Here is a 22,612-nt window from a genome sequence, read left to right on the forward strand (position 1 = left end):
AGTTCACCCCATGTCGCCACGGCCCCCTACCCGATTACCAAGGAATGATGTTGTCCCGCGAGTAGTACACGTATCCCGGACGTGGATAGCGGTCAATCAATTCCGTAATCGTGACCGTCCTGTAGCCTTTCGCCCGCAAGGCATCAAGGATATGCGGTAAGGCCGCAGCCGTATGGCTGTGAATGTCATGCATGAGTATGATCGAACCCGACCGTACTTGGGCGGTGACCTTCCACTGGACCGACCTCGCGGTCGCTCCAACCGCCCAATCATAGGAATCGACATCATACAAGGCAATTCCCACGCCAAGATGGTCGGCAAGATACTGCCGGCTTGCCTCATCCGCGACACCATGAGGGGGACGCAGCAGGGTGACCGGTCGTCCGCTTGCCTGAGCGATACGTGCCGATGCCTCGTCGAATTCCCGATGCTCAGCTCCTGAACTCATAATCATCGGCAAATCCATGTGGGACATCGTGTGGCTGCCCACCGGCATGCCGTACCGCGTATCGTTGCGCAGCATCGTCTGCGTGGCATCGTTGACCGCCCCGCCTATCGCGAAGAATGTGGCCTGATCTCCTGCCCGCCGCAATGCCGCTGTGACCTGCTGGCTTGTGCCGGCGCGCGGGCCGTCATCAAAGGTGAGCGCCACGCACGCTGTACGTCCACAATCAATCCCCCGCTCAATATTCCGGGCGTGCACCGCCGCATCAGCACGCGCGAACAGCTGTCGTTCCGTATCGAGCAGCGTTCCGTACGACGCCTGATTCGGCTTATCCGTCACGGATTGGGCGGCCTCGATAGCCTTATGCAGCTCGCGGGAAACGCGATGGTCATGCAATCCTGTGGTTTCCCGAGCCAGTTCGCGCACGCCCGGCAATGCTGCACGGATCCTGCCGGCTGTTTCATTCAGCGTCTGACTGTCTTGCGCCAGCACGCGCACGGCCACCGGATGCTCAGCCTTGCGCAGTCGCCCCACCCACGGTTTGAGTGCCAGAGCCGCATCACGATAGGCGTCGACATGCGATCGAAGTGCAAGCGGCGACTGTTTCGCCCGGCATGCCGACGGGACATCGCCGACCGTCTGCACCGATGCCGTGGCCTGCCGACGTTGCGCTGACGCCTGCGCTGCGGTGGCATCGAGCTTGTCCAGCGATTTGCGGTCCACATCTTTGGTCTGGGAGACGCGATTTGCGATCACAGTGGCCTGATTGGATAACGCTGCTACATGCTCATCCATCAGCCTGTACGTATTGCCCCATTCCACACAGTCCGCCAGTGCGCGGCGATACCACGCGTACGCGGCCAGACCGGCGAGCAGGAATACGCTCGAGGACAACGCTACAACGAGCGCCGCAGCGATTGCCAATCTGACGCCTTGTCTCGGCGTATGCGGCTTACGGGTTGCCGCAGTCGCTGAAACATGTGAGGTATCGTGCTGAAGCACCATGGCTTTCCCCTTCCGTGCGGATTCACGCCGTATGACAATCCCAACCCGCCGCATCATCGTCGCATCGCGTACGCGATGTATGCCATTATCCCATGGGGCGGTGACGGGTCGCGTCATGACAGGTCAGTGTCACGACAAGTCCATGATGGATGATGCCACCGGTTCCGCACGAAGGATCTTTCGGAGTACCGTCTTTGATACAACGCCCATCTATGACTCTCACGAGGGAAGAGCGTAAAAAGGCTTGGAATAAAGGCGTTTTCGCATTTCTGGACACACGAAATGCCCTCGCCCGAAGCCGGGAAGATGCCCGGAACGCTGATTGAACCGCTGCCGCCATCGCCATTTTGCACCCTCCTTCCTGTGAGAATAATTGCTGTCGCTGAAATGTATGGCTATCGCTAAAAGTGTGGAAACGATGAAAGGTTTACCACTTGTACATATCCATCAGCGTTTTAACAAGCATATCGGTCCTGTCCTCTATTTTCTTGACAGTCCAAATATCTTCATTTACGACCGTCTGGTTCAGGAACAGCCCATTCCTATATCCCATATCCTTTGTCTTATCTTTCGACTTGCGGTCTTTTTTCTGATCAAAGGACATGTTAGACAGATTCTGGTTATAGCCTGTGATAGTAAGGTTTCCGAGAGTATGTGTATAATCGGAAAGATACTGCTTCGCTTTTTCCTTGTCCCCACCTGCGATCATTTTTACCCACGCATCCGGGATGTTCTCGCCTTCCGGGAAGATATGTTCTATAGTCCATATGTACTTCTTCCTGTTATCCCGAGCCCAGAGATCAGAATAAATTTCCTTAGTCTGGTGCTGTGCCTCAATGCTACATAACAAGAATCTTGTCGCTTCTGGATTTTCATCATAAATCGAACCACGCAGCTTACTTTCAAAAGCATCGTCCGGCGCAGAAACGGAAACCAGCTTGTCATGAATAGCCTCAACGGCAGTCTCGCCCTGAAGTGTCTTAATCTCTGCAATAATATCGATGAATAGCTGTGTCAGTTTACGGGTGTTCGGGACATCTGTTACATTACGGCGAACAAAGAATGTAATAAGCGTCTTTACGATCGCATTCAAATTCTCATCTGTCAGTACGAGAGCGTCCTGATTAGACATTACATAAAGCAACAGAATATATGACGGCGCGCCCGCTATTCTTTCGAGGTCGGCGAGTGCTGCACTGTACACATGACCCTCCTCGCTGTTATTCGTAATCAAGGCATAGTATTTCGATTTTGACAGTAGATCGGAAAGAAGCGTTTTATAATTGCTCTTGATCATCTTTTCATAAATATCAAGCAAGGTCGTCCTTGTTGCCAGATAACCAAGGTAATATTTCTTATCCGGGCTCTGATATGGCGCATTCAGTTCTTCTCTGAAGGCGTTGTAATACTGGCGGAAGAAACGCTCCTGAACCGAATAGTCGTCCTGGCCGACATTGGCAAGAATCTGCTTCCACACTTCATAACTTTCATCCGCATCTGATTCCTTCTCTGCCTGTGCGATTAAGGTGTTCTTTATGAGGTCGAGTGCAGAAAGCGGAACGCCACGATGATTGAGGGATTCAAACAGCATATAGGCATCCTTATTGGTATCGACCTCAATCCCCACCATGATTGCATTCTCGAATTTGCGAACAATGCTGAACAAGGCTCCGATATCATTGATATTTGGATTTTCACCTTCAATATCAGCGATTTCTTCCTCTATCAGTTTTCCAAAATGCTTATAGGCCTTTGATATACGCCGATTACCAAAATTCCGCGGGTAAGACTTCTGTCCAGTAGTGATACCCTTATCGGCAAGAATGTATGAGAAATCCTCATCATTCAAGTTTTGCTTCTGTAGGATAAGCCTTTGTAAATACTCTGTCTTTTTCATCCCATCAGGTGCGTAGGTCTGCTTTTTATTGGCAATCTCGCTGCGGAGATTCACGAGATCTGTCCGTTCGTCCTCATCCATCTGATTCTTGAGAGCAGACAGCTTTTCATATAAAGCAGTAAGCAGCAACATCAAGGTGGTGAACCGCTGCTGCCCGTCAATCACTTCGAGCGTCGTTCCATTGATGGAACCGCTATTGACACAGATATAAGAGCCGAGAAAATAGCCGGAATCGTTCTCGGTTACATCGTTAAATAGTGCGTTCCAGTCATTGATTCCCCATGTATATTCTCTCTGGTACTTCGGTATCCGATATACAATGTTATTGTTTATCGAGAATATCTCTGAAACTGTAGGGTGCGCTACCTGCTTTATCATATTTTCCTATCCTTTCCTGCTTCTCAGTCTTCTTTTTCCGGTTCGAACATCCCCGGCATGTTCAGCAAGACCGTGTTTGCCTGATCACTGACATTCTGGTTGCTGCAATTAAGCAAATCTCTGCTGAGAAGTAACTTCGATTCACTTTCCAGCAAGACGTATTGATCTCTATGACTCCTTATGTAAATCGAATTCTCTCCGGTAAAACCTATGCGCTGAAGTAGGATTGTCGCCGGATTCGTCATTCCATACTCGACATATTCATACCAGTTATTATCGAACTCCTTAACTCTACGAATTTTCTTGTATTCGTTGGAGAACCGCAGAAAATAATTCGACATGCTGAAAAGGATAAGTTGTCAATAACCTCCAGTGTATCTGCAAACAGAATATTGCGGAATTCTATGTTGTCCTTATAAACTGTGGTCTTTGTCTTGTTGATCCAGAAATTGTCCGGATAATGCACATGATGCCAGATATCCTGTTTCAGGATATTGCTCAATCCCTGTCCCGACATCCACTGTATGAGAATAACGGCATACCATCTCAATTTCATGTGTTGGCCTTTTGTGACCTTGCCGAGAGTCGAATACTCATACTCCTCCCATTTGAAGATAGTGCAAAGTCTTTCAAGAAAGACGATTACATCATCATAACGAAACTTATCATCCTTCATCTTGGGATATTCGAGCCCCTGCCTAATAGCAATAATGGGGTTTCGCGTCTGATCCGCAGAGATGTTGATATCGTCATCCGGCAAGGCAAACGAATCTTTAAACTTCTCCTTGATAAGTGCGGCATCATCCTTACTGATAAGGTCTGGAAAAGACTGCCGCACAAGACTGTTATTGTCGTTCATAATATCTTGAAGAAGAATCAGTCCGAGCTTCCGCATCATAATGTAGGATTCTTCTGACTGTTGATCATTACGCTTAACAAGCTCGATATTGCCCTCTTTGAGTGCCTTTACGATGTATTTCCGCTCCGGATTAGTCAGCGTCTTAGGTCCCGCGTCAATGGAAAGGGTCTGCTCCGGAACCGGCTCCTGAAACGTCTCCACATACTTTGTTTCAGGGAGCTTATCATCTTCTGACAAAACGAATATAACATTCCCGTAAAGGTTATATTCGACCCATCCAACTCGCCCTATCAGATTTCGGAAGTCAACGGGATTCATCTGGCTTCTGAAAATCCTGTTATCCGTGATGAACAGATTATCTGCAGGTAGGTTCACGCCCTCCAAAAACGTGCTGGTACAGAACATAGTTGTAATCTTACCCTTGCGGAACATATCCTCAATTCTCATACGGATTGCCGCAGGCAGATAACCAATATGATAAGCGATTCCCTTTTTGATGATTCTGGCAAGGTAATAGTCTCCATGAACCTCGTTTGCGATGTCCTTGGACAAAGTTGTTAACTCAGGATCTTCCAGTTCTTCAAGATGCTCAGCCAGATCACGTGCGGCTTCAACTGCTTTCGTCTTACCGTTAAAATAAGCAATGGTCTGGCGCATCGCCTCTTCCGGAAGTTCATCGAGGTGCCCTGGAACTCCTCGGCGACGCCTTGCGCAGCCCGCAATGGTCGTCGGAGACGACCAGCCGCACCCCGTCCATGCCGCGAGCGCGCAGAGACGAGAGGAACGACTTCCAGCCCGCGTAACTTTCGGTGTCGAACACGTCGAACCCGACCACGCGCTTCCTGCCGTCGTCGTCTCCCGCGATCGCGGCGGCCGCGGCCGCGGGAGACCCACTCGACCCGCCTGGTGGACACGCCCTGCACCCACATCTCCACCACCGCCGCGGCGACGGCGGCATCCACGCGCCGTCCCTTGCCGATGATTCCCTCGGGACTGTAATACCCCTCACGGAGCTTGGGCACATGCACCGTCAACGTGTGTTTGTGTTCACTTAGATGTGGACGGTTTCGTCACTATTTCTGAACAGTCGTGGCGTTCATTTTGGACGGTGTGGTCGGTTGCGGAATAGGGCATCGATGCCGTCCGGTTTCCTGATAGATTCCCGGGTGCTGATAACCGTTTTCGAGGTTCCCGGGAGGAAGGGATTGACGACATCGATGCTTATGCAACAGCGTATCAGGCAGTTGGAGGGACAGGGCATGAGCCACGCGCGGATCGCGCGTGAGCTGCATGTGTCCCGGACGACGGTGGTGAAGTACGCCTCGAGGGAGGATTTCTCCCCTCGTCCGGCCGGCAGGGCTGGCCGGACGCTGATCGATTCGGGGTACGCCGAGATCGTCGAGGGATGGTTGACCGCCGATCTCAGGCTCCCGCGCAAGCAGCGGCATACCGCCATGCGTGTGTGGCAGCGATTGCGCGACGAGCACGGGTTCGAGGGTTCGTATCCGTCGGTGCAGCGTTGGGTCAAGCGGTGGCGGGAGCGGCATCGCGCGGAGTCGGAGGGGTATGCGCGGCTCGCGTGGGCGCCGGGGACCGCGCAGGTGGATTTCGGCCAAGCGCGCGCGTCGATCGCGGGCGTGGAGCGTGTGGTTCATTTCCTGGTGGTCTCGTACCCGTATTCGAACATGCGGTATGTCGCGGCGTTGCCGGGTGAGACGTCGGGGTGTGTGTGCCACGGGCTGGGCGAGGTGTTCGCGCGTGTCGGGATGGCGCCGCGCGTGGTGGTGTTCGACAACGCCACGGGCGTGGGGCACCGCAACGCGGACGGCACGGTCACGCAGACCGTGATGTTCCAGCGGTTCTGCGCGCAGTACGGGTTCGAGGCGAGGTTCTGCAACCCGTACTCGGGCAACGAGAAGGGCAGTGTGGAGAACGCGGTCGGGTTCGTGCGCCGTAACTTGATGGTGCCGGTCCCGTCGGCGGAGGGTTACCAAGCGTTGACGCGCGCGTGGTTCGACGCGTGCGAACGGCTCGCGCAGGCCGACCATTACCGGCTCGGCGTGCCCGTCGCCGGCCTGTTCGAATCGGAGAAGGAGCATATGCTCCCGTTGCCGTCCGCCGCGTTCGACCCGGTCGAGTGGCGTTCGGTGAAGGCAGACCGCACCGGGACCGTGCTGATCGACTCGAACCGGTACCTCGCCGGCCCGAAATGGCATTCCATGCGCCTGCAGGCCGGGGTGAGGGTCTTCCAGATCGAGTTGCGCGACCCCGACGGCGGGCGCATCACCACCCTGGAACGTGTATGGGGACGCTCGCCCGACACGCAGGCCGACCCCGCGGCCCTGCTTGCCGTCATCGCGCGCAAGCCCCGGTCATGGGGCGAGAGCCCGATCCGTGGGGATTTCCCCGGACCCGTGCGCGACTTGCTCGACCGCATGGACGCGCCGGAACGCTCCTCACTGATCTCGGACATCCGGCACGCTAGCGAGACGTACGGCTTCCCGGCCGCGGCCGGCGCCGTCGCCGCGATCATCAAGGCCGGGCGCACTGTCGACCGGGCGACCATCGAGACCACCGCGGCACGCATCCTGCAAGGCGATGACACGCCCGGCGGCCAGGACCTGACCAGATACGACAAATACATGGAGGAATGATGACCGACACCACCACGACCGATGTTCCCGCCACGACGGCGCCCACCGGCAGGCGGCGATCGCCGAAGGCCACGCCCGGGCAGGTCATGGAACTCGCCCGGACGCTGCCGCTGACACGGGACGTGCTCCGCCGGGCATGCGACGATGCCACCCCCGGGCAGCTCGGCTTCCTCGCCGGCCTGTTCGAGATGGAGAACGCCAGCAGGGCCGAATCCAAACGCGCCCGCCTGCTCCGGCAGGCTGGCTTCCCGCAATCCAAGACACTCGACGGATACGACTGGAGCATGGCCTCGTTCCCCGCCGACTGGGGACGCGAACAGCTCGCCAGCCTCCAGTTCGTGGACAGGGCCGAGGACCTCGTGCTCTACGGCGACGTCGGATGCGGCAAGACGCACCTGGCCATCGCGATCGGGGAACTGGCCTGCAGGCGCATGATACCGGTCAGGTTCTTCACGGCCTCGTCCCTGGTCATGCGCCTGCGCAAGGCCAAACACGACAATCGCCTCGACACCGAGCTCAAGACAATCGGCAAGGCAGAACTGCTGATCATCGACGAACTGGGCTACCTGCCCATCGACATCGAAGGCGCGCGCCTCCTGTTCCAGGTCATAGCTGACAGCTACGAGACCAGGAGCGTGGTGTTCACCTCGAACCTGGAATTCAGCAGGTGGGGCGACGTGTTCGGCGACGGCGACATGGCCGCCGCGGTCATCGACCGCATCGTCCACCACGGGCGCATCGTCAGGTTCCACGGCGAATCTTACAGGAACACCCACTCACTAATGAAATAACCAAACAACACCAATAGGAAACCGGACAGCCCAAACCGTCCAGAATGGACGACGAAACTGTCCAGAAAAAGTGACGACACGGGACTGCGGTGGTGATCCTGGACCAAGAAAAGGTTACACGGAGGACCGCATGTACAGTACAGAGCAGCGCAAGCTGGCAATCGAGACCTACATCAAGTTCGACCTGAGCGCGGCAGACACCGTTGCCGAGCTCGGCTACCCGACAAGGCAGTCGCTCAAAGCCTGGTACAAGGACTATCTGGAGCACGGGGAGATCAGGCCCCCGAAGCGGCAACGGGATCCCAAGTTCACCTTGGAGATGAGGCAGGCTGCCGTGGACTACTACCTCGCGCACGGAAAGAGCCTCGCCAGGACCATGCGCACGATGGGCTATCCCGCCAGCAGGGAGTACCTCTGCGATTGGATCGACGAGCTCGCCCCCGGCCAGCGCAAGTACAGGGGGCCCGACCCAAGGCGAGAACCCGTCTCCGTCGAGAAGAAGGTGCAGGTCATCGCCGAGCTGGAGGCGAGGACGGGGCCCGCTACGGAGGTCGCCGAGAAGCACGGCGTGTCGAGGACGACGCCCTACGTCTGGCGAAGGGAGATAATGGGCGATAATGTCGGGGACATCGAAGAGAAAGGCGTTCCCGTGAGCAAGGAATACGACGACCTGCCAGACGACATCGAGGTGTTGCGAGACATGCTGCGCGAGGCGAAGATGCAGCTCAGGCGGGTGCAGCTCGAGCTGGACGTGCGCCAGGCGACCCTCGAGATAGTAAAAAAAGACCAGGGCGCCGACCCAGAGCTGCTGACGAACGAGGAGAAGGCGGCGATGGTGACGGCGCTGAGGGCTGAATACAAGCTCTGCGAGATTCTGCCCGTGGTGGGCATGGCCAAGAGCAGCTACGAGTACGCCAGGAACGCCCAGGCCGAAGGCGAGACCGAAGAGCGCGCCGCAGCGCGGAAGGCGGTCATCGAGGCGTTTAAGGCCAGCGGCGGCACATACGGCTACAGGCGCATCACCGCCATGGTCGACGTCGGCGAGTGGACCGTTCGCGACATCATGAGGGACGAGGGGCTGGCCGCCCGCTCCGCCAAGAAGAGGCGGCGCTACAGCTCCTACGAGGGCGAGATAACCGAGGCGCCCGAGAACCTGCTGCGCGACGAGCGGGGCAGGCACCACTTCCATGCCGGCGAGCCCAACGAGCTGTGGATCACCGACGTGACCGAGTTCCGCATCCCCGCCGGCAAGGTGTACCTCTCGCCCATCGTGGACTGCTTCGACGGCATGCCGCTGAGCTGGTCGATCTCCACGTCGCCCGACGCCGAGATGGCCAACTCGTCGCTGCTCGGCGCGTGCAAGTGGCTCGGCGAGGGCGACCATCCCAAGATCCACTCGGACCGCGGCTGCCATTACCGCTGGCCGGGATGGATAAGGATATGCGATGAGAACGGCCTGGTCAGATCGATGTCGAGGAAGGGATGCAGTCCCGATAACGCGAGGTGCGAGGGCTTCTTCGGAAGGTTGAAGATAGAATTCTTCTACGGCTGCGACTGGGCCGGGGTCACGATCGAGGAGTTCATGGGGATGCTCGACGCCTACCTCAGATGGTACAGGGATGTCAGGATAAAGAGCGACCTGGATTATAGGAGCCCCATGCAGTATCGCAGGGATTTGGGCCTGGTAGCATAGGATGGATTCGGTCCAAGATTCCCACCGCAGTCCCCACCGTACAAATCAACTTGACAAAATACAAACGTGCCCAGGGGCGTGTCCACGCCACGCTCGCGGTACTACCTTTCACACGCCCCTCCCCGCGTGTCCATGTACGCCGCGCCGCACACCTCGTCGGCCTCCGCGCCTCTTCATCGTCCAATGATGCTAACGTATGCCTTACGGTCATCGTCTGATCCTTCCCGCCATCAATTTCACTCATCCATCAATGGCGATACTAGGCGGCGACCCCCTTCAACACCCCGCAGGGAACAGGGCCTCATATACCAACTTCTGGAACACAACCCAGAGCAGCCTGCATACATCGCATTTCCGGATAATCTTGGTAATTGCCTTTAAATCAATAATCTTCCGGTCTTTTCTCCTCACGATGACACCTCAGCAAAATTATATTTTTCAAACAAAAAAACGGATCACCGGCCCTAATACAGGGCTATGTGACTATAAAATTCAGCCTTTCTTGTGATGCATTTGCACCCTCCTGTCTCAAATGCCCCCCTGAATCGGATTTGTACCCTCCAAATTCTCCGGCGGCAAGGCTACCGCTGAATTGTATTGTTTTCGGTATATTGATTTCAACCTAAATCAACAATCCGGTCGGTGGATTCCCACACATTTGCGGGAGTTTGGCGGGAAAACGGCATTCCGCAGATAAACTCCCGACAAGAGGCTTCGGGGCCGATTTCGAGAACCGTGAGATTCCAACGTTCCTGTTGGGAGATTTTTCGCAAAGGCCCAGGAATGTGACAAACTCCCGGCCCCGGCGTGGGGGGCATACCCCCGAATCACGAATTCTGCCGAGTTCTTCCACGATTCCGTGGGAGATCAGCGCCGGGCACGGCCCATCGCCGTAAACTCCCGTATCGCATTCGGACATTGTCGTCTGACACGCCGCAACTGGCCGGACTCCCATCCCCACCTGCGTTATCGCAACCTGTGGCGCAAGACGGCACCCGACAGCATTCGGCACTGACGCCGACACATGGACGAGGAAACACGAAAGCCCCCGGGTTCGGGGGCTTTCGCATGCTTAAGCTCAGACTAACTTGACCATGCCATTCGCCATGATCGGCGGCACGGCCGGAGTCTGGAATCGGTTACTCCGCGACGACCTTGACGGTGAAGGAAGCGGAGATTTCCGGGTGCAGGGCCACGGTGGCGGGGAATTCGCCGGTGGTCTTGATGGTCTCAACCTTGATGGACTTCGGGCTGATCGGAGCCTTGTCGGAAAGGGCGGAGGCGATCGCGTCAGCGGACACGGCGCCGAAGAGCTTACCGGACTCGGACACCTTGGCGGCGATCTCGACGACCGTGCCTTCAATGGCGGCCTTGGCGGCGACAGCGTCCTCGCGGGTGGCGAGGGCCTTGGCCTGGCGGGCGCGCTTCATCGCTTCGATCTGAGCGGCGGCACCCTTGGTCCACTTGAACGCGAGACCCTGCGGGAAGAGGTAGTTGCGGGCGTAACCCGGACGCACCTCGACAACGTCACCGGCGTGGCCCAGGTTGGCCACGGTCTGGGTGAGAATGATCTTGGTTTCAGCCATGTCGATATCCTCCTGTTCAGCGACCGGTGGTGGCGTACGGCAGCAGAGCCATCTCGCGGGCGTTCTTCACGGCCTTCGCGATCTCGCGCTGTTCCTGGACGGTCACGCCGGTGATACGGCGGGAACGAATCTTGCCGCGATCGGACACGAACTTGCGCAGCAGCGCGACGTCCTTGTAATCGATCTCGGTGATCTTGGCGGCCTTGAGTGGATTCGGCTTCTTCTTGAACGGCTTGACCGGCGGTTGCGGCCTCTTACGTGACATCTGATGTTCTCCTTATGACAAAACTTGATTGATTGCTGGAAGCAAAGCTCGGCGTCAGAACTCGGGTTCTTCGGAATCGTTGCCGAACTCGTCGCTCGATCCGAAGGATCCGAAGCTTGATCCCGCTTGGCTGGAGCTTGACGTGCCCCACGGGTCGGCTGCAGGGGCGGCAGGCGCCTGCTGGACGGCAGGAGCGGCGGAAGCACCACCGGCATAGCCACCTTGGTAGCCTGCGCCACCCTGGTAGCCACTATTGCCGGCGAATCCCGCATTGCCACCGTTGCCTTGATTGCCCGCGAAGCCGCCGCGATTGCCGGCGAATCCGGAACCTGAGCCTTGACGGGTCACCTGCGCGGTGGCGTACCTCAAGGACGGGCCGATCTCATCGACCTGCAATTCGACGACGGTACGGTTGGAGCCGTCCTGCGCCTGGTAGGAACGCTGCTGGAGTCGGCCTTGCGCGATGACACGCATGCCTTTGGTCAGCGACTGGGCGACATGGTTGGCCATGTCACGCCAAGCCGAGCAGCGCATGAACAGCGCCTGTCCGTCTTCCCACTGACCGGTGTTGCGGTTGTAGGAGCGCGGAGTGGAAGCAATGGTGAAACTCGCGACCGTCGCCCCGCTGCCGATAGTGCGCAGTTCCGGGTCGGCGGTGAGATTACCGATGATGGTGATGGTTGTTTCGCCTGCCATGACGCTACCTTCTTACCTGTGTGCATGTGCTTTCGCGGCTTGCGGAGCCTTGCTCAAGCAATGCTGAACGACTTACTTATCCTTGCGAAGGATCTTCGTACGGATAACGGACTCGCTGAGGTTAAGCAGACGGTCGAGCTCGTCGCTCGTGGCCGGCTCAGCGGTGTAGTTGACGACAACGTAGTTGCCTTCGGTCTTGCCCTGGATTTCATAGGCGAGCTTGCGGCGACCCCAGTAATCGGTGCCGTCGACGGAACCGCCCTCCTTGGTGACGATCTCCAGATACTGCTCGGTCAACTTCTTCAGACCGCGCTCATCCAGCTCAGGATCGGCAATGAACATCAGTTCGTACTTATGCGCAGACATCACCCACCTCCTTCGGACTAAAGGCCGTGGACCTTCCACGGCAGGAGTGTGTATGCGACTGTCCGCAGGTGCTGCGGACAACCCTGCCAGCATACTCCCGATGGCTGACTTTCGATGCGTGTTCCGCGACGCGCCTGATTTGCCGCCCACCGCGAAACCACGCGCGTCGGCTTATGCCCGAGCCTTGTTATATTAGGTGATGTTTTCATCCCATCAATCGACCATAGGGTCGGGAAGGCGCAAGATGTCGGCAATTCTCGAAGGCAAACCGGACAAGCGATTGGCAGTGGTCACGGGACGCGCCTACCCGCAGCTAGCCCAGGAAACCGCCGAGTACCTGGGAACCCACCTGTTGGAGACCACGGCGTACGATTTCGCGAACGGTGAGATGTACATCCGATTCACTGAACCGGTTCGCGGCGCCGACGTGTTCGTCATCCAGTCACACACCGAGCCGATCAACAAGTGGCTGATGGAGCAGCTCATCATGGTCGACGCGCTCAAACGCGCTTCAGCGAAATCCATCACCGTGGTGGCGCCGTTCATGGGCTATTCACGCCAAGACAAAAAGCATCAGGGCCGTGAACCGATCACCGCTCGCCTGATGTTCGACCTGTTCCGCACGGCGGGCGCCGACCGTATCATGACCGTCGACCTGCATGCCTCCCAGGAGCAGGGCTTCTTCAACGGCCCGGTCGACCATCTCACCGCCATGCCGGTATTACTTGATTACGTGCGCAATTCCATGCCCATGGAAAACGCGACCGTCGTCTCCCCCGACGCCGGACGCATCAAGGTTTCCGAACAGTGGGCGGCGAAACTTGGCGGCCTGCCGCTCGCGTTCATCCACAAGACCCGCGACATCACGCGCCCGAACCATGCGGTCGCGCATGGCATCATCGGCGAAGTCGAGGGGCGCGATTGCATCGTCGTCGACGACATGATCGACACCGCGGGCACGATTTGCGAGGCCGTGCGCACGTTGCGCGGCGCCGGCGCGAAAAGCGTCACGCTGGTCGCCACACACGGTCTGCTGTCCGGACCGGCCATCGACCGGCTCAAGGATTGCGGCGCCCGCGAAATCGTACTCATGGACACTGTCCCTGTGCCGCAAAGCAAGCGCTTGCCCAATATGACCGTCCTGTCGGTCGCGCCGCTGCTGGCCGCCGGCATCCGGTCCGTCTTCGAATCCGGGTCGGTGACCACGCTGCTCAACGGGCTGCCTGACGATATGCGCCCACGTAATATCTACGCGTAAGACCCACCCGGCTCGCAGCACCGCAACGACGCGGCCTGCGAGCCGTGAGCCTTACTGCCGGGCGGCCGGCAGCCGACCACGATATGAAAGCAGGACAATCGCTGAGTATACGTTCTGCTAGCATGGCTCGCACACGTACACGACCGAAGGTTCGGGCATTGTACTGCGCAGTTACCCTTGCAATCGAAAGGCCATAATGTCACAGAAAATCAAGGTCGGCATTCTCGGCGCAACCGGCATGGTCGGGCAACGCTTCGTCACCCTGCTCGAAAACCACCCGTGGTTCGAGCTGGTCACCCTCGCGGCGTCGGCGCACAGCGCCGGAAAAACCTACGAAGAGGCCGTCGGCGGGCGTTGGAAGATGGAAACCCCGATGCCCGAATTCGTCAAGTCCATGGTCGTCAAGGATGTGGCGGATGTCGACAGTGTTTCCGCTGATGTCGATTTCCTGTTCTCCGCGGTCAATATGCCGAAAGATGAGATTCGCGCGATCGAGGAACGGTACGCGAAAACCGAAACCCCGGTGGTGTCCAATAACAGCGCCCACCGCTGGACGCCGGACGTGCCGATGGTTGTGCCGGAAATCAACCCGCAGCATTTCGATGTGATCAAGTATCAGCGCAAGCGTCTGGGCACCACGCGCGGTTTCATCGCCGTCAAGCCGAACTGCTCGATCCAGGCGTACACGCCGGCCCTGGCCGCGTGGAAGGAATTCGAGCCGCATGAGGTTATCGTCAGCACGTATCAGGCGATTTCCGGCGCCGGTAAGACCTTCAAGGACTGGCCGGAAATGGTCGGCAACATCATCCCGTACATCGCGGGCGAGGAAGCAAAGTCCGAGAAGGAACCGCTGAAGGTTTTCGGCCATGTGGACGACGCGACCGGCCAAATCGTACCGTTCGAAGGCCCGCTGCGCATCACTTCGCAGTGCATCCGCGTGCCCGTGCTCAACGGCCACACCTCCACCGTGTTCATCAACTTCGGCAAGGACCCGTCCAAGGAGGAGCTGGTCGACCGTCTCGTCAACTACACGAGCGAAGCCGCCAAGCTTGGCCTGCCGCACGCGCCGAAGCAGTTCATCCAGTACCTCACCGAGGATGATCGCCCGCAGGTGAAGCTGGACGTCGACTATGAGGGCGGTATGGGCATTTCCATCGGCCGTTTGCGCCCGGATTCGATCTTCGACTGGAAGTTCGTCGGCCTCGCGCACAACACGTTGCGCGGCGCGGCCGGTGGCGCGCTCGAATGCGCCGAAATGCTCCACGCGCTCGGTTATATCGAAGCCAAATAAGACAGCGTCGGCAAACACCGATAACGGCGGTATCTGCCTACCCGCGTATGTCACGGCATGCGCGGGCGGTCGGATACCGCCGTTTGTTGTTGCCGTAGCCTGTCCGTTCGACCAGTTGCGCATGACGAGACATACGCCATACGCCAAATACGGCAACGCCCGCCGCATTGGTACGTCAAACCACCCAATCACGCATGCCACGACATACACGACACCACACATACGACGACATTCTGCCGTTCAGCGACCCATTCGTTTGAATCGTGCATGCCACGACATACACGACGAGCAGAACACACCTGACGCGCCAGACACACCAGACAATCCCCAACGCCCATCCCCAACAACCACCCACAAACCCAGGTCACAACAGGAAAGGCCCGCCGCCGGCATACAACCGACGACGGGCTTTCGCCACATTAACGCCCTACCGCCCCGAGGCAGGAACATCACCGAGTTTGCGGCTCAGCAGCTCTCAGCCCAGCGGTTCAGCGGCCGGTGCCGCCGTACACCACAGCCTCCACCTGGTCGGCGTCAAGACCGTACGCCGTATGCAGTGCGCGCACCGCGTCATCAAGCTGATCAAGCGGGACCAGCGCCGCAATACGAATCTCGGACGTGGAAATCATCAACACGTTGATACCGGCGTCACTCAGCGCGTTGAAGAACTTCGCCGCCAGACCGGCATGCGTCTTCATACCAACGCCGACCACAGCGACCTTGCCGACGCTCGTGTTCACGTCGAAAGACTGATAGCCCAGCTCATCATGCTTGTTCTGCAGCAGATCCTGCACATGCTTGACAGCGGTTTCCGGGACGGTGAAGGAAATATCCGCGGTGCCGGTGGAAGCGCTCGCCTGCACGATCATATCCACGTTCACGCCGACTTCGGCGAGCTTGGTGAACACCTTTGCCGCCATGCCCGGCTCGTTCGGCACGCGGCGCACGGTGACAAGCGCCTCGCTACGGTCATGCGCGACACCGGAAATGACCGGGGTTTCAGGCCCAAGGTCAGGGAACAGGTCACCCATGGATTTGTTATCGTTCTCGTTCATTGTTTCCTCGAATCAGTGCAACGTACGGTATATGTTGCGGTCGGTGGGATAAGGGTACGGAAGTTGCGTCCAGCGATCAGCCCGGAACCGTTCGGCAGGGTTTCTCGCTACTCGCGTGTGAGGTTCGGCACCGATGCGGGGCTGATGCCCTCAGGCAAAATCAGTGTGCCGTTGCGGTGGGAGAAGGAGCTGCGCACGTGCAGCGGCATGCCGAAACGTTGCGCGTATTCGACACAACGCAAGGCAAGCACCTTCGAACCGCAGGATGACATTTCCAGCATGGACTCATAATCGATGACGGGAATGCGGCGGGCGGTCGGAACGATACGCGGGTCGGCGGTGAACACGCCGTCAACATCCGTGTAAATCTCACATACATCGGCGCCGAGCGCGACAGCCAGCGCGACGGCGGAAGTGTCGGAACCGCCACGGCCGAGCGTAGTGGCGTCGCCATCCTCGTTGATGCCTTGGAATCCGGCGACAATCGCGACACTGCCTTTTTCGAGCGCGTGACGGACACGATCAGGCTTGACGGCGCGGATATGCGCCGCACCGAACCGCGCATCCGTCATGAACCCAGCCTGGGAACCGGTGAAGGAGTATGCGTGCGAGCCGGCGGAATGGATCGCCATGGACAGCAGGCTCATGGAAATACGCTCGCCTGCGGTCATGAGCATGTCCATTTCACGGGCCGGCGGGGTCGAATCGATGCTCATCGCCTGATCGATGAGGTCATCGGTGGTGTCTCCCATAGCCGAAACCACTACAGCAACGTCGTTGCCCGCGTTCTTCGTCTCGATGATACGCTTGGCAACACGCTTGATCGAGTCAGTATCGGCGACCGAGGAGCCGCCGTACTTTTGCACGATAAGAGCCACGATTGTCCAATCTTCTCTAAAGGAATATCCTGCGTCTATATGATACGCAAGTGTGACGATTATACGAGCCGCGCAATACGGCCGGATGTGGGGTGACCAGCATGCGGAACGGCATGCCGGCAGCTCAGGCTTCACGTCTGCCGGTGAGCGCACGCCCGAGGGTGATTTCGTCCGCGTATTCGAGGTCGCTGCCGACCGGCAGACCGCTGGCGAGCCGGGTGACTCTGATGCCGAGCGGTGCCAACAGACGGCTGAGATAGCTGGTGGTCGCTTCGCCTTCAATATTCGGGTCGAGGGCGAGAATGATTTCTTTGATGTCAGGGTTTTGCAGGCGTTCGAGCAGTTTGGCGATGTTGAGGTCCGCCGGACCGACGTTGGCCATCGGGTTGATGGCACCGCCGAGCACATGGTACAGGCCGTGGTATTCGCGCGTGCGTTCGATGCTCATCACGTCCTTGGGCTCTTCAACCACGCAGATCATGGATTGGTCACGCCGCGGATCCGAGCAGATCGGGCAGGGGCTGGTTTCACACACATTGCCGCACGTGTCGCAGAATCGCACGTGTTCTTTCACGTCAATGATGGCGTCGGCGAGGTTGCGCGCCTCGTCTTCGCTTGCGGACAGCAGGTAGAAGGCGATGCGCTGCGCGCCTTTGGGCCCGATGCCGGGAAGCTTGGCGAACGCGTCGATCAGACGCTGGATGGCGCCGTCGTAGGCCAAAGCCATATCGTCATTATCCTTTCTGCATGCGGTGCGATTGCCGGCTTGCGGTGTCTAGGGTATCAGGCGTTCCGGGACCGGTCATGCCGTTGTACGATTCGGCGGCTGGATGTTCTTCGGGTTCTTCGGGTCGTCGGGGGCGAACTGTTCGACGGTTTTCACGTCGAAGAGTTCTTTGAGCTCATCAATACTCAACGCTGTGGCTGTACCGAGCGATTCGTCGTTCAGTGAATACTCGTCGTCTTCGGGGGCGACCGGCGATACGGCAGGGGCGTCGGGCTGCGCCGCCGGATCGGCGGCGTTGATATCTCCGGGCTGTTGCGCCCACGGATCGTCCTGCGGTTCGACGGGTTCCGGCATGCTTTGCGAATCGTCGTACGGCTGGGGCTCGGCTTGTGGCTGATCCGGCATCGTCTGCCACACGTTGCCGACATGCTCGACGTTCGAGACTGCTCGGGCGCTGCGAGTGCGGTCGGCTGTCGGCTCGCCGGCGTCCGCCCCGTTTGGTGTGCTGTCGGATGATGCCGCGGGGACGGATGATGCCGCCCACGGGTCGACGCCGTCGCTGATATCGGGGACAGCCACATGCTTGCCATGATGGCTTGGCGTTTCGGGTGCTGCAGACACTGTCGGCCCGACTGCCGCCGCGGCGGGGGCGTGCGATTGTGACAGGGACGGTGTGGGCAGCGGTTGCATCCACGGGTCATCCTCGTCGAACGTCTGATCAGATGATGCCAGCTGTCCTGCCAGCGGCGTCGAGGCGGGACTCGGAGATGCCGGGCCGCCGGTCAACGGAGCGAAAACCGCCGCCGCGGAAACGCCGGCATGGCCTCGGTGGCTCGGATCGTCCTGATCATGTGGTCCGCCGTCCGCCTGTGCCGGGGTTTTGGCTTCCTTGCCGGCGGCGCCGTGCATTCCGACGGTCGCCGCGGCAAGTGTGGCCGCACTCTGTTTGGCCCGTGCGAGCGCGATTTCGCGTTTGACCTGGCTGACCTGCTCCGGCGACATCCGTCTGATGGATTCAACGGTTTCGCCGTTCGCCGCGGTCGGTGTCGGGGAAATCCGCGTTCCCTCGCCGAACACTTGTTTGACCGCGTCCTGTACGACGATCGCCGCTTTCTTACCGTCGTAGGCGTCATCGGAGGATACCGCGAGCGCGAACGCATGCTGGTCGATCGGACGGGCGAAGGTCATCAACAGTTTGGATTTCCCCGCCGGGCCGGTGATCAAACGCACGGATGGCACTTGCTCGCGTCCCACGTATTCGCGGACATCCGCGGGGAGTGCGGTGAGGACATCCTGCCAGCGTTCCTCGATACTGCGCGACTCTTGGGTTTGGCTGACCGCCGCTGTCGGGCTTGTCGGCGACGGTGCGGCTGCATTCGCCGTCATGGTCGCCGTGGATGATTGTTGTGGGGTGTCGGATGGGGTGGAGTGCTGCGCCGTCTGTTCGGCTGCCGGGACTGCCGTATGACGTGGTGTCGCAGCCGACACCTGCTTGTTGCGCTTGTTACGCGTCGAATCGATGAATCCGCTGCGGGCGGCCGGCTGGTCCGCCGGTGTCGGTGCCGCGCCGTTGTGTTCCGACGACGCCGCGCCGGGTGTGCCGAAAACGTTCTCCTCGCGGCTGGCGAGCAGGCGCGCGGCAAGCAATTCCAGCCGCATGCGCGGCGACGTGGCGCCGGACATTGTGCCGAGCGTGTCGTTGATCGTGTCGGCGATTGTCGTCAGCGAGCGCAGGCCAAGGGCTTGCGACTGCCGGTGCAGGTCATCGATGTCTTCGACGGCGGCATCATCGCTGAGCACGCTTTCCGCACGTTCGCCGCCCAAGGTGAGTACCAGGAGGTCGCGTACGCGGGCCAGGAGGTCTTCCACGAAACGTCGGGGTTCGAAACCGCCGACGACGACTTTCTGGATGACACCGTACAGTTGTTCGCCGTCACGGTCGATGATGGCGTCGATTGCCTCGCCGATCAGGGAGTCCGGGGTGAATCCGAGTAGCGCTACGGCGGAATCGTGTGAAATAACACCGTGTTCGGAGCCGACCATGAGCTGGTCGAGTACGGAGAGGGTGTCACGCACCGAGCCGCCGCCGGCGCGCATGGCGAGTTTGAGGACGCCGGGCTCGGGTTTGATCTGCTCCTTGTCGCAGATGTGTTCAAGGTATGGCCCCATGACCTCAGGCGGGACCAGGCGGAACGGGTAGTGGTGGGTGCGTGAACGGATGGTGCCGATCACTTTGTCCGGTTCCGTGGTCGCGAAGATGAACATGACGTGTTCCGGCGGTTCTTCGACGATTTTGAGCAGTGCGTTGAATCCCTGTTGGGTGACCATGTGCGCTTCGTCGAGGATGAAGATTTTGTAGCGGTCGCGTGCGGGGGCGAATCCGGCGCGTTCGCGTAGTTCGCGCGCGTCATCGACGCCGTTGTGGCTTGCCGCGTCGATTTCCACGACGTCGATGGAGCCGGGGCCTCCGGTGGCCAGGTCTTTGCAGCTGGGGCATTCGCCGCACGGATGCGAGGTGGGGCCTTTCGCACAGTTCACGCATCGGGCGAGGATGCGTGCGGAACTGGTTTTGCCGCATCCTCGCGGACCGGAGAACAGGTATGCGTGGGTGAGTCGGCCTTGGTCGAGTGCACGGCTGAGCGGTACGGTCACCTGGTCTTGTCCGATGACCCCGTCGAACGTATCGGGACGGTACCGTCGATACAATGCCAACGCCATGTCCAACTCCTTCATCAGCAGCAATCGTGCCTTACCAGCATACGTGGCACGCGCTACCGGTCTTTCAACCGGTCGCCCCGGTTTTCAATAAGGCGAACGCGCCACACCGGTCACCGGCATACGACGGGGCCGGCGCGTGACGTTTTGCTGATTGTCATGTCCAGTTGCCCGCCGATCCGGCGGATGGCGGTCACGGTGACGTCTTCGCCGTCGATGACGCATGATGCCATTGTGCCGCCTTCCGCGCTGATGATGCGATTCGCGACCGGGCATGGGTCACCGGTTCCGTAGAGCAATGCGCTGGCCGCTGACACCGCCGCCGTATCCGCCATGGCGAGCGCTTGTCTGGACGCAATCCACACATGCCCGGCACCCGCCGCGATGAGCAGTGCGAGGCAGGCGATGCCCACGACGCTGAGCATGAGCACGGTTCCCGACCCGCGTTCCCCTGTACGCGTTACGGCGTTCATGAGCCTGCTCCACTCGCCGAACCGTTGACCATGGTCGGCAGGATGTCTGTCGCTCCCGGAACAACCGGGCACTGTGTGCGTACAGTGACCAGTCCCCCATCCTCCGAGACGGCGGCAGTGGTGCCTTTCCCCGCGACCGCGATGGCGGCCGTTGACGCGATACGTTGCGCTTCGGCACTGCCGGCTGGCGTGCGGGTGATGACCAGTTCCCGCACTGCGGCGGAAGCGGCGTCCTGGCAGGCCATGGATGTGGTCACCACGCGGGTCAGTGACAGGAGCAGGATCATGAGCACCATGGCGACGGGGAGCACCATCGCGAATTCCGCGGTGATGGCCCCCCGCTCGCCACGCTGCGGGCAAGGATATGAACGGTGCCGTACGACACCGGTGTTCCCCAACCGTTGTCCCCCTGACAATCGTGTGAGTTCCGGTACCGATGCATCAATCCCCCCGCTGATGGCACGGCAATCCCCCGATACGCCAGACTCCCCCTGTCCGGCGTGATGGTCACCGGTTGACGGCACGAACACCCGTTCATATACGTTGCGCATGTCAGCCCTTCTTCAACTCCATGGCGCCTTTGATCAGGTTGATCACCAGGGTGCGCACGAGATCCGATTTGATGACGGCGAACAAGACTGCGGCGAACCCGCAGGCGGCCACGAGTACCATCGCGTACTCCGCGGTGGCGGCCCCCTTCTCCGGTTCCATCGCCATCAGGCGTATTCTCGCGTCGATCATGCAGGCCCGTTCGCGCGCTTTGCGCGCAGCCGTCATGGGCGCCCGGCGCATCGCTCCGATGAACGAGCCGCCGCGTCTTGTGGCCGATTGAATGTGTGTCATGGCTGTTCCTTTCATACCAACCCGGTATCCGGGTATCGCCCGCTGTGGCGATACATCCCAGTGTGCCGGAGCCTGATTGTGACCGGAACGCAGGCAGGTGATTGTGGTCAGAAGTCGTCAGTTATCCACATATGCGGGAACGAGGTGGCATGCGGCAGGCGTATCAGCCAGCCATCAGCGACATGGCGGTCGGTACGACACCTGTGGCGACGAATGCCGGCAAAAAACACAAGCCCATCGGCAGTAGGATTTTCACCGACAAGGCGGCCGCCCCCTCACGCATCGCATGATCAGTGTCACGGTCGGCACGTTCAACTGCCAATTGCAAGCCCTGCACGGGCGACGAGCCATGCTCCCAAGCGTCACGCAGCCCTTCAGCGATCAACACGCACACCGGCGGGCAATCATCCCCGTCAACCAGCCATGCGTCACGCCACGCAACGCCGCGATATAACGCCGACGACACTGCGCACACGACTCGTCCTTGAGGCCCGCCAACCGCCGTCCCTACGGCTTCGAGAGCGTAAGGAATCGACGCGCCGCCGCGCAACGCCACGGCAAGCATCTGCAACATCAACGCGTCACTGGGGCGCAACCCGCCGTCCGCCGGACGCATCGCGGCCCGTACACGGTCAATCCGGTACGTTCCCACCCATCGCAGCAAGTGGCACAACGCCACGCACCAAGCCGCGAACGCCGCATACACGGGCACCACTTCCACACCCATATCCGTTTCC

Annotated in this window: 21 protein-coding genes and 1 pseudogene; 5 read left to right on the forward strand and 17 right to left on the reverse strand. The window is 59.2% G+C overall.

Annotated elements, in window-relative coordinates; all coding sequences use genetic code 11:
* Positions 1 to 34: 34 nt before the first annotated feature.
* The 5 genes and pseudogenes from BBOU_RS08875 to BBOU_RS09575 all read right to left on the reverse strand — a co-directional run.
* Entirely contained in the window at positions 35 to 1,450 is a 1,416-nt protein-coding gene (locus tag BBOU_RS08875) for a polysaccharide deacetylase family protein (RefSeq protein WP_051616906.1), read from the reverse strand.
* 427 nt (positions 1,451 to 1,877) lie between these two features.
* Positions 1,878 to 3,725, reverse strand: coding sequence for a DUF262 domain-containing protein (locus tag BBOU_RS04510; protein WP_026503497.1), 1,848 nt, complete (start codon positions 3,723 to 3,725; stop codon positions 1,878 to 1,880).
* A 241-nt stretch (positions 3,726 to 3,966) separates the two neighbouring features.
* Positions 3,967 to 5,241 (reverse strand): helicase-related protein, encoded by a 1,275-nt coding sequence (locus BBOU_RS04515; RefSeq protein ID WP_051616904.1) that lies wholly within the window; start codon positions 5,239 to 5,241, stop codon positions 3,967 to 3,969.
* A gap of 16 nt (positions 5,242 to 5,257) precedes the next feature.
* Positions 5,258 to 5,542: a transposase gene (locus tag BBOU_RS09570; RefSeq protein WP_161788252.1), complete on the reverse strand. Its 285-nt coding sequence runs from the start codon at positions 5,540 to 5,542 to the stop codon at positions 5,258 to 5,260.
* A pseudogene (locus BBOU_RS09575) lies at positions 5,490 to 5,618 on the reverse strand (transposase); the annotation flags it as partial. The pseudogene BBOU_RS09575 and the gene BBOU_RS09570, both read right to left, overlap by 53 nt.
* A gap of 171 nt (positions 5,619 to 5,789) precedes the next feature.
* Here BBOU_RS09575 and istA point away from each other — a divergent pair.
* The 3 genes from istA (at position 5,790) to BBOU_RS04530 (ending at position 9,722) form a co-directional block, all read left to right on the forward strand.
* The gene (istA, locus tag BBOU_RS04520) at positions 5,790 to 7,238 is read left to right on the forward strand and encodes an IS21 family transposase (RefSeq protein ID WP_026503559.1); all 1,449 of its coding nucleotides are present in this window, start codon (positions 5,790 to 5,792) and stop codon (positions 7,236 to 7,238) included.
* Positions 7,238 to 8,029 carry an IS21-like element helper ATPase IstB gene (gene istB / locus BBOU_RS04525; RefSeq protein ID WP_033490754.1) on the forward strand — a complete coding sequence of 264 codons (792 nt, stop codon included), beginning with the start codon at positions 7,238 to 7,240 and terminating at the stop codon, positions 8,027 to 8,029. The genes istA and istB overlap by 1 nt, the downstream gene beginning before the upstream one ends.
* A 130-nt stretch (positions 8,030 to 8,159) precedes the next feature.
* Positions 8,160 to 9,722, forward strand: a complete 1,563-nt coding sequence (locus BBOU_RS04530) for an IS3 family transposase (RefSeq protein WP_035142631.1) — start codon at positions 8,160 to 8,162, stop codon at positions 9,720 to 9,722.
* Positions 9,723 to 10,861: 1,139 nt separating this feature from the next.
* Here the strand turns inward: BBOU_RS04530 and rplI are convergent.
* The 4 genes from rplI to rpsF form a co-directional block, all read right to left on the reverse strand.
* Positions 10,862 to 11,308 (reverse strand): 50S ribosomal protein L9, encoded by a 447-nt coding sequence (rplI, locus tag BBOU_RS04535; protein WP_026503495.1) that lies wholly within the window; start codon positions 11,306 to 11,308, stop codon positions 10,862 to 10,864.
* 16 nt (positions 11,309 to 11,324) lie between these two features.
* A complete protein-coding gene (gene rpsR, locus BBOU_RS04540) occupies positions 11,325 to 11,573 on the reverse strand; it encodes a 30S ribosomal protein S18 (protein WP_015449763.1) in 249 nt (82 codons plus the stop codon).
* Between the two features lie 54 nt (positions 11,574 to 11,627).
* On the reverse strand, positions 11,628 to 12,269 hold the full coding sequence (locus tag BBOU_RS04545) for a single-stranded DNA-binding protein (RefSeq protein ID WP_026503494.1): 642 nt from the start codon (positions 12,267 to 12,269) through the stop codon (positions 11,628 to 11,630).
* 72 nt (positions 12,270 to 12,341) lie between these two features.
* A complete protein-coding gene (gene rpsF / locus BBOU_RS04550) occupies positions 12,342 to 12,635 on the reverse strand; it encodes a 30S ribosomal protein S6 (protein WP_026503493.1) in 294 nt (97 codons plus the stop codon).
* Positions 12,636 to 12,879: 244 nt separating this feature from the next.
* Here rpsF and BBOU_RS04555 point away from each other — a divergent pair, with 244 nt between their 5' ends.
* Both BBOU_RS04555 and asd read left to right on the forward strand, forming a co-directional pair.
* Positions 12,880 to 13,893, forward strand: a complete 1,014-nt coding sequence (locus BBOU_RS04555; protein ID WP_026503492.1) for a ribose-phosphate diphosphokinase — start codon at positions 12,880 to 12,882, stop codon at positions 13,891 to 13,893.
* 196 nt (positions 13,894 to 14,089) lie between these two features.
* Complete coding sequence (gene asd / locus BBOU_RS04560) at positions 14,090 to 15,184, forward strand: aspartate-semialdehyde dehydrogenase (RefSeq protein ID WP_026503491.1); 1,095 nt, start codon at positions 14,090 to 14,092, stop codon at positions 15,182 to 15,184.
* Positions 15,185 to 15,672: 488 nt separating this feature from the next.
* Here the strand turns inward: asd and BBOU_RS04565 are convergent, their stop codons facing one another.
* From BBOU_RS04565 to BBOU_RS04600, 8 genes are all read right to left on the reverse strand, one after another.
* The gene (locus BBOU_RS04565) at positions 15,673 to 16,239 is read right to left on the reverse strand and encodes an ACT domain-containing protein (protein ID WP_026503490.1); all 567 of its coding nucleotides are present in this window, start codon (positions 16,237 to 16,239) and stop codon (positions 15,673 to 15,675) included.
* Between the two features lie 107 nt (positions 16,240 to 16,346).
* Positions 16,347 to 17,117 (reverse strand): aspartate kinase, encoded by a 771-nt coding sequence (locus tag BBOU_RS04570; RefSeq protein ID WP_026503489.1) that lies wholly within the window; start codon positions 17,115 to 17,117, stop codon positions 16,347 to 16,349.
* A 124-nt stretch (positions 17,118 to 17,241) separates the two neighbouring features.
* Positions 17,242 to 17,844 carry a recombination mediator RecR gene (recR, locus tag BBOU_RS04575; protein ID WP_026503488.1) on the reverse strand — a complete coding sequence of 201 codons (603 nt, stop codon included), beginning with the start codon at positions 17,842 to 17,844 and terminating at the stop codon, positions 17,242 to 17,244.
* Positions 17,845 to 17,919: 75 nt separating this feature from the next.
* A complete protein-coding gene (gene dnaX / locus BBOU_RS04580; RefSeq protein WP_026503487.1) occupies positions 17,920 to 20,562 on the reverse strand; it encodes a DNA polymerase III subunit gamma/tau in 2,643 nt (880 codons plus the stop codon).
* A 110-nt stretch (positions 20,563 to 20,672) separates the two neighbouring features.
* Entirely contained in the window at positions 20,673 to 21,032 is a 360-nt protein-coding gene (locus tag BBOU_RS04585) for an Rv3654c family TadE-like protein (protein WP_026503486.1), read from the reverse strand.
* On the reverse strand, positions 21,029 to 21,583 hold the full coding sequence (locus BBOU_RS08885) for a TadE/TadG family type IV pilus assembly protein (protein WP_051616900.1): 555 nt from the start codon (positions 21,581 to 21,583) through the stop codon (positions 21,029 to 21,031). Before BBOU_RS08885 ends, BBOU_RS04585 begins: the two co-directional genes overlap by 4 nt.
* 1 nt (position 21,584) lies before the next feature.
* A complete protein-coding gene (locus BBOU_RS04595) occupies positions 21,585 to 21,824 on the reverse strand; it encodes a DUF4244 domain-containing protein (RefSeq protein ID WP_044280568.1) in 240 nt (79 codons plus the stop codon).
* A gap of 214 nt (positions 21,825 to 22,038) precedes the next feature.
* Complete coding sequence (locus tag BBOU_RS04600) at positions 22,039 to 22,602, reverse strand: type II secretion system F family protein (RefSeq protein WP_051616899.1); 564 nt, start codon at positions 22,600 to 22,602, stop codon at positions 22,039 to 22,041.
* Between the last annotated feature and the right edge of the window lie 10 nt (positions 22,603 to 22,612).

The organism is Bifidobacterium boum (genome assembly GCF_000741535.1).
Taxonomy (GTDB): domain Bacteria; phylum Actinomycetota; class Actinomycetes; order Actinomycetales; family Bifidobacteriaceae; genus Bifidobacterium; species Bifidobacterium boum.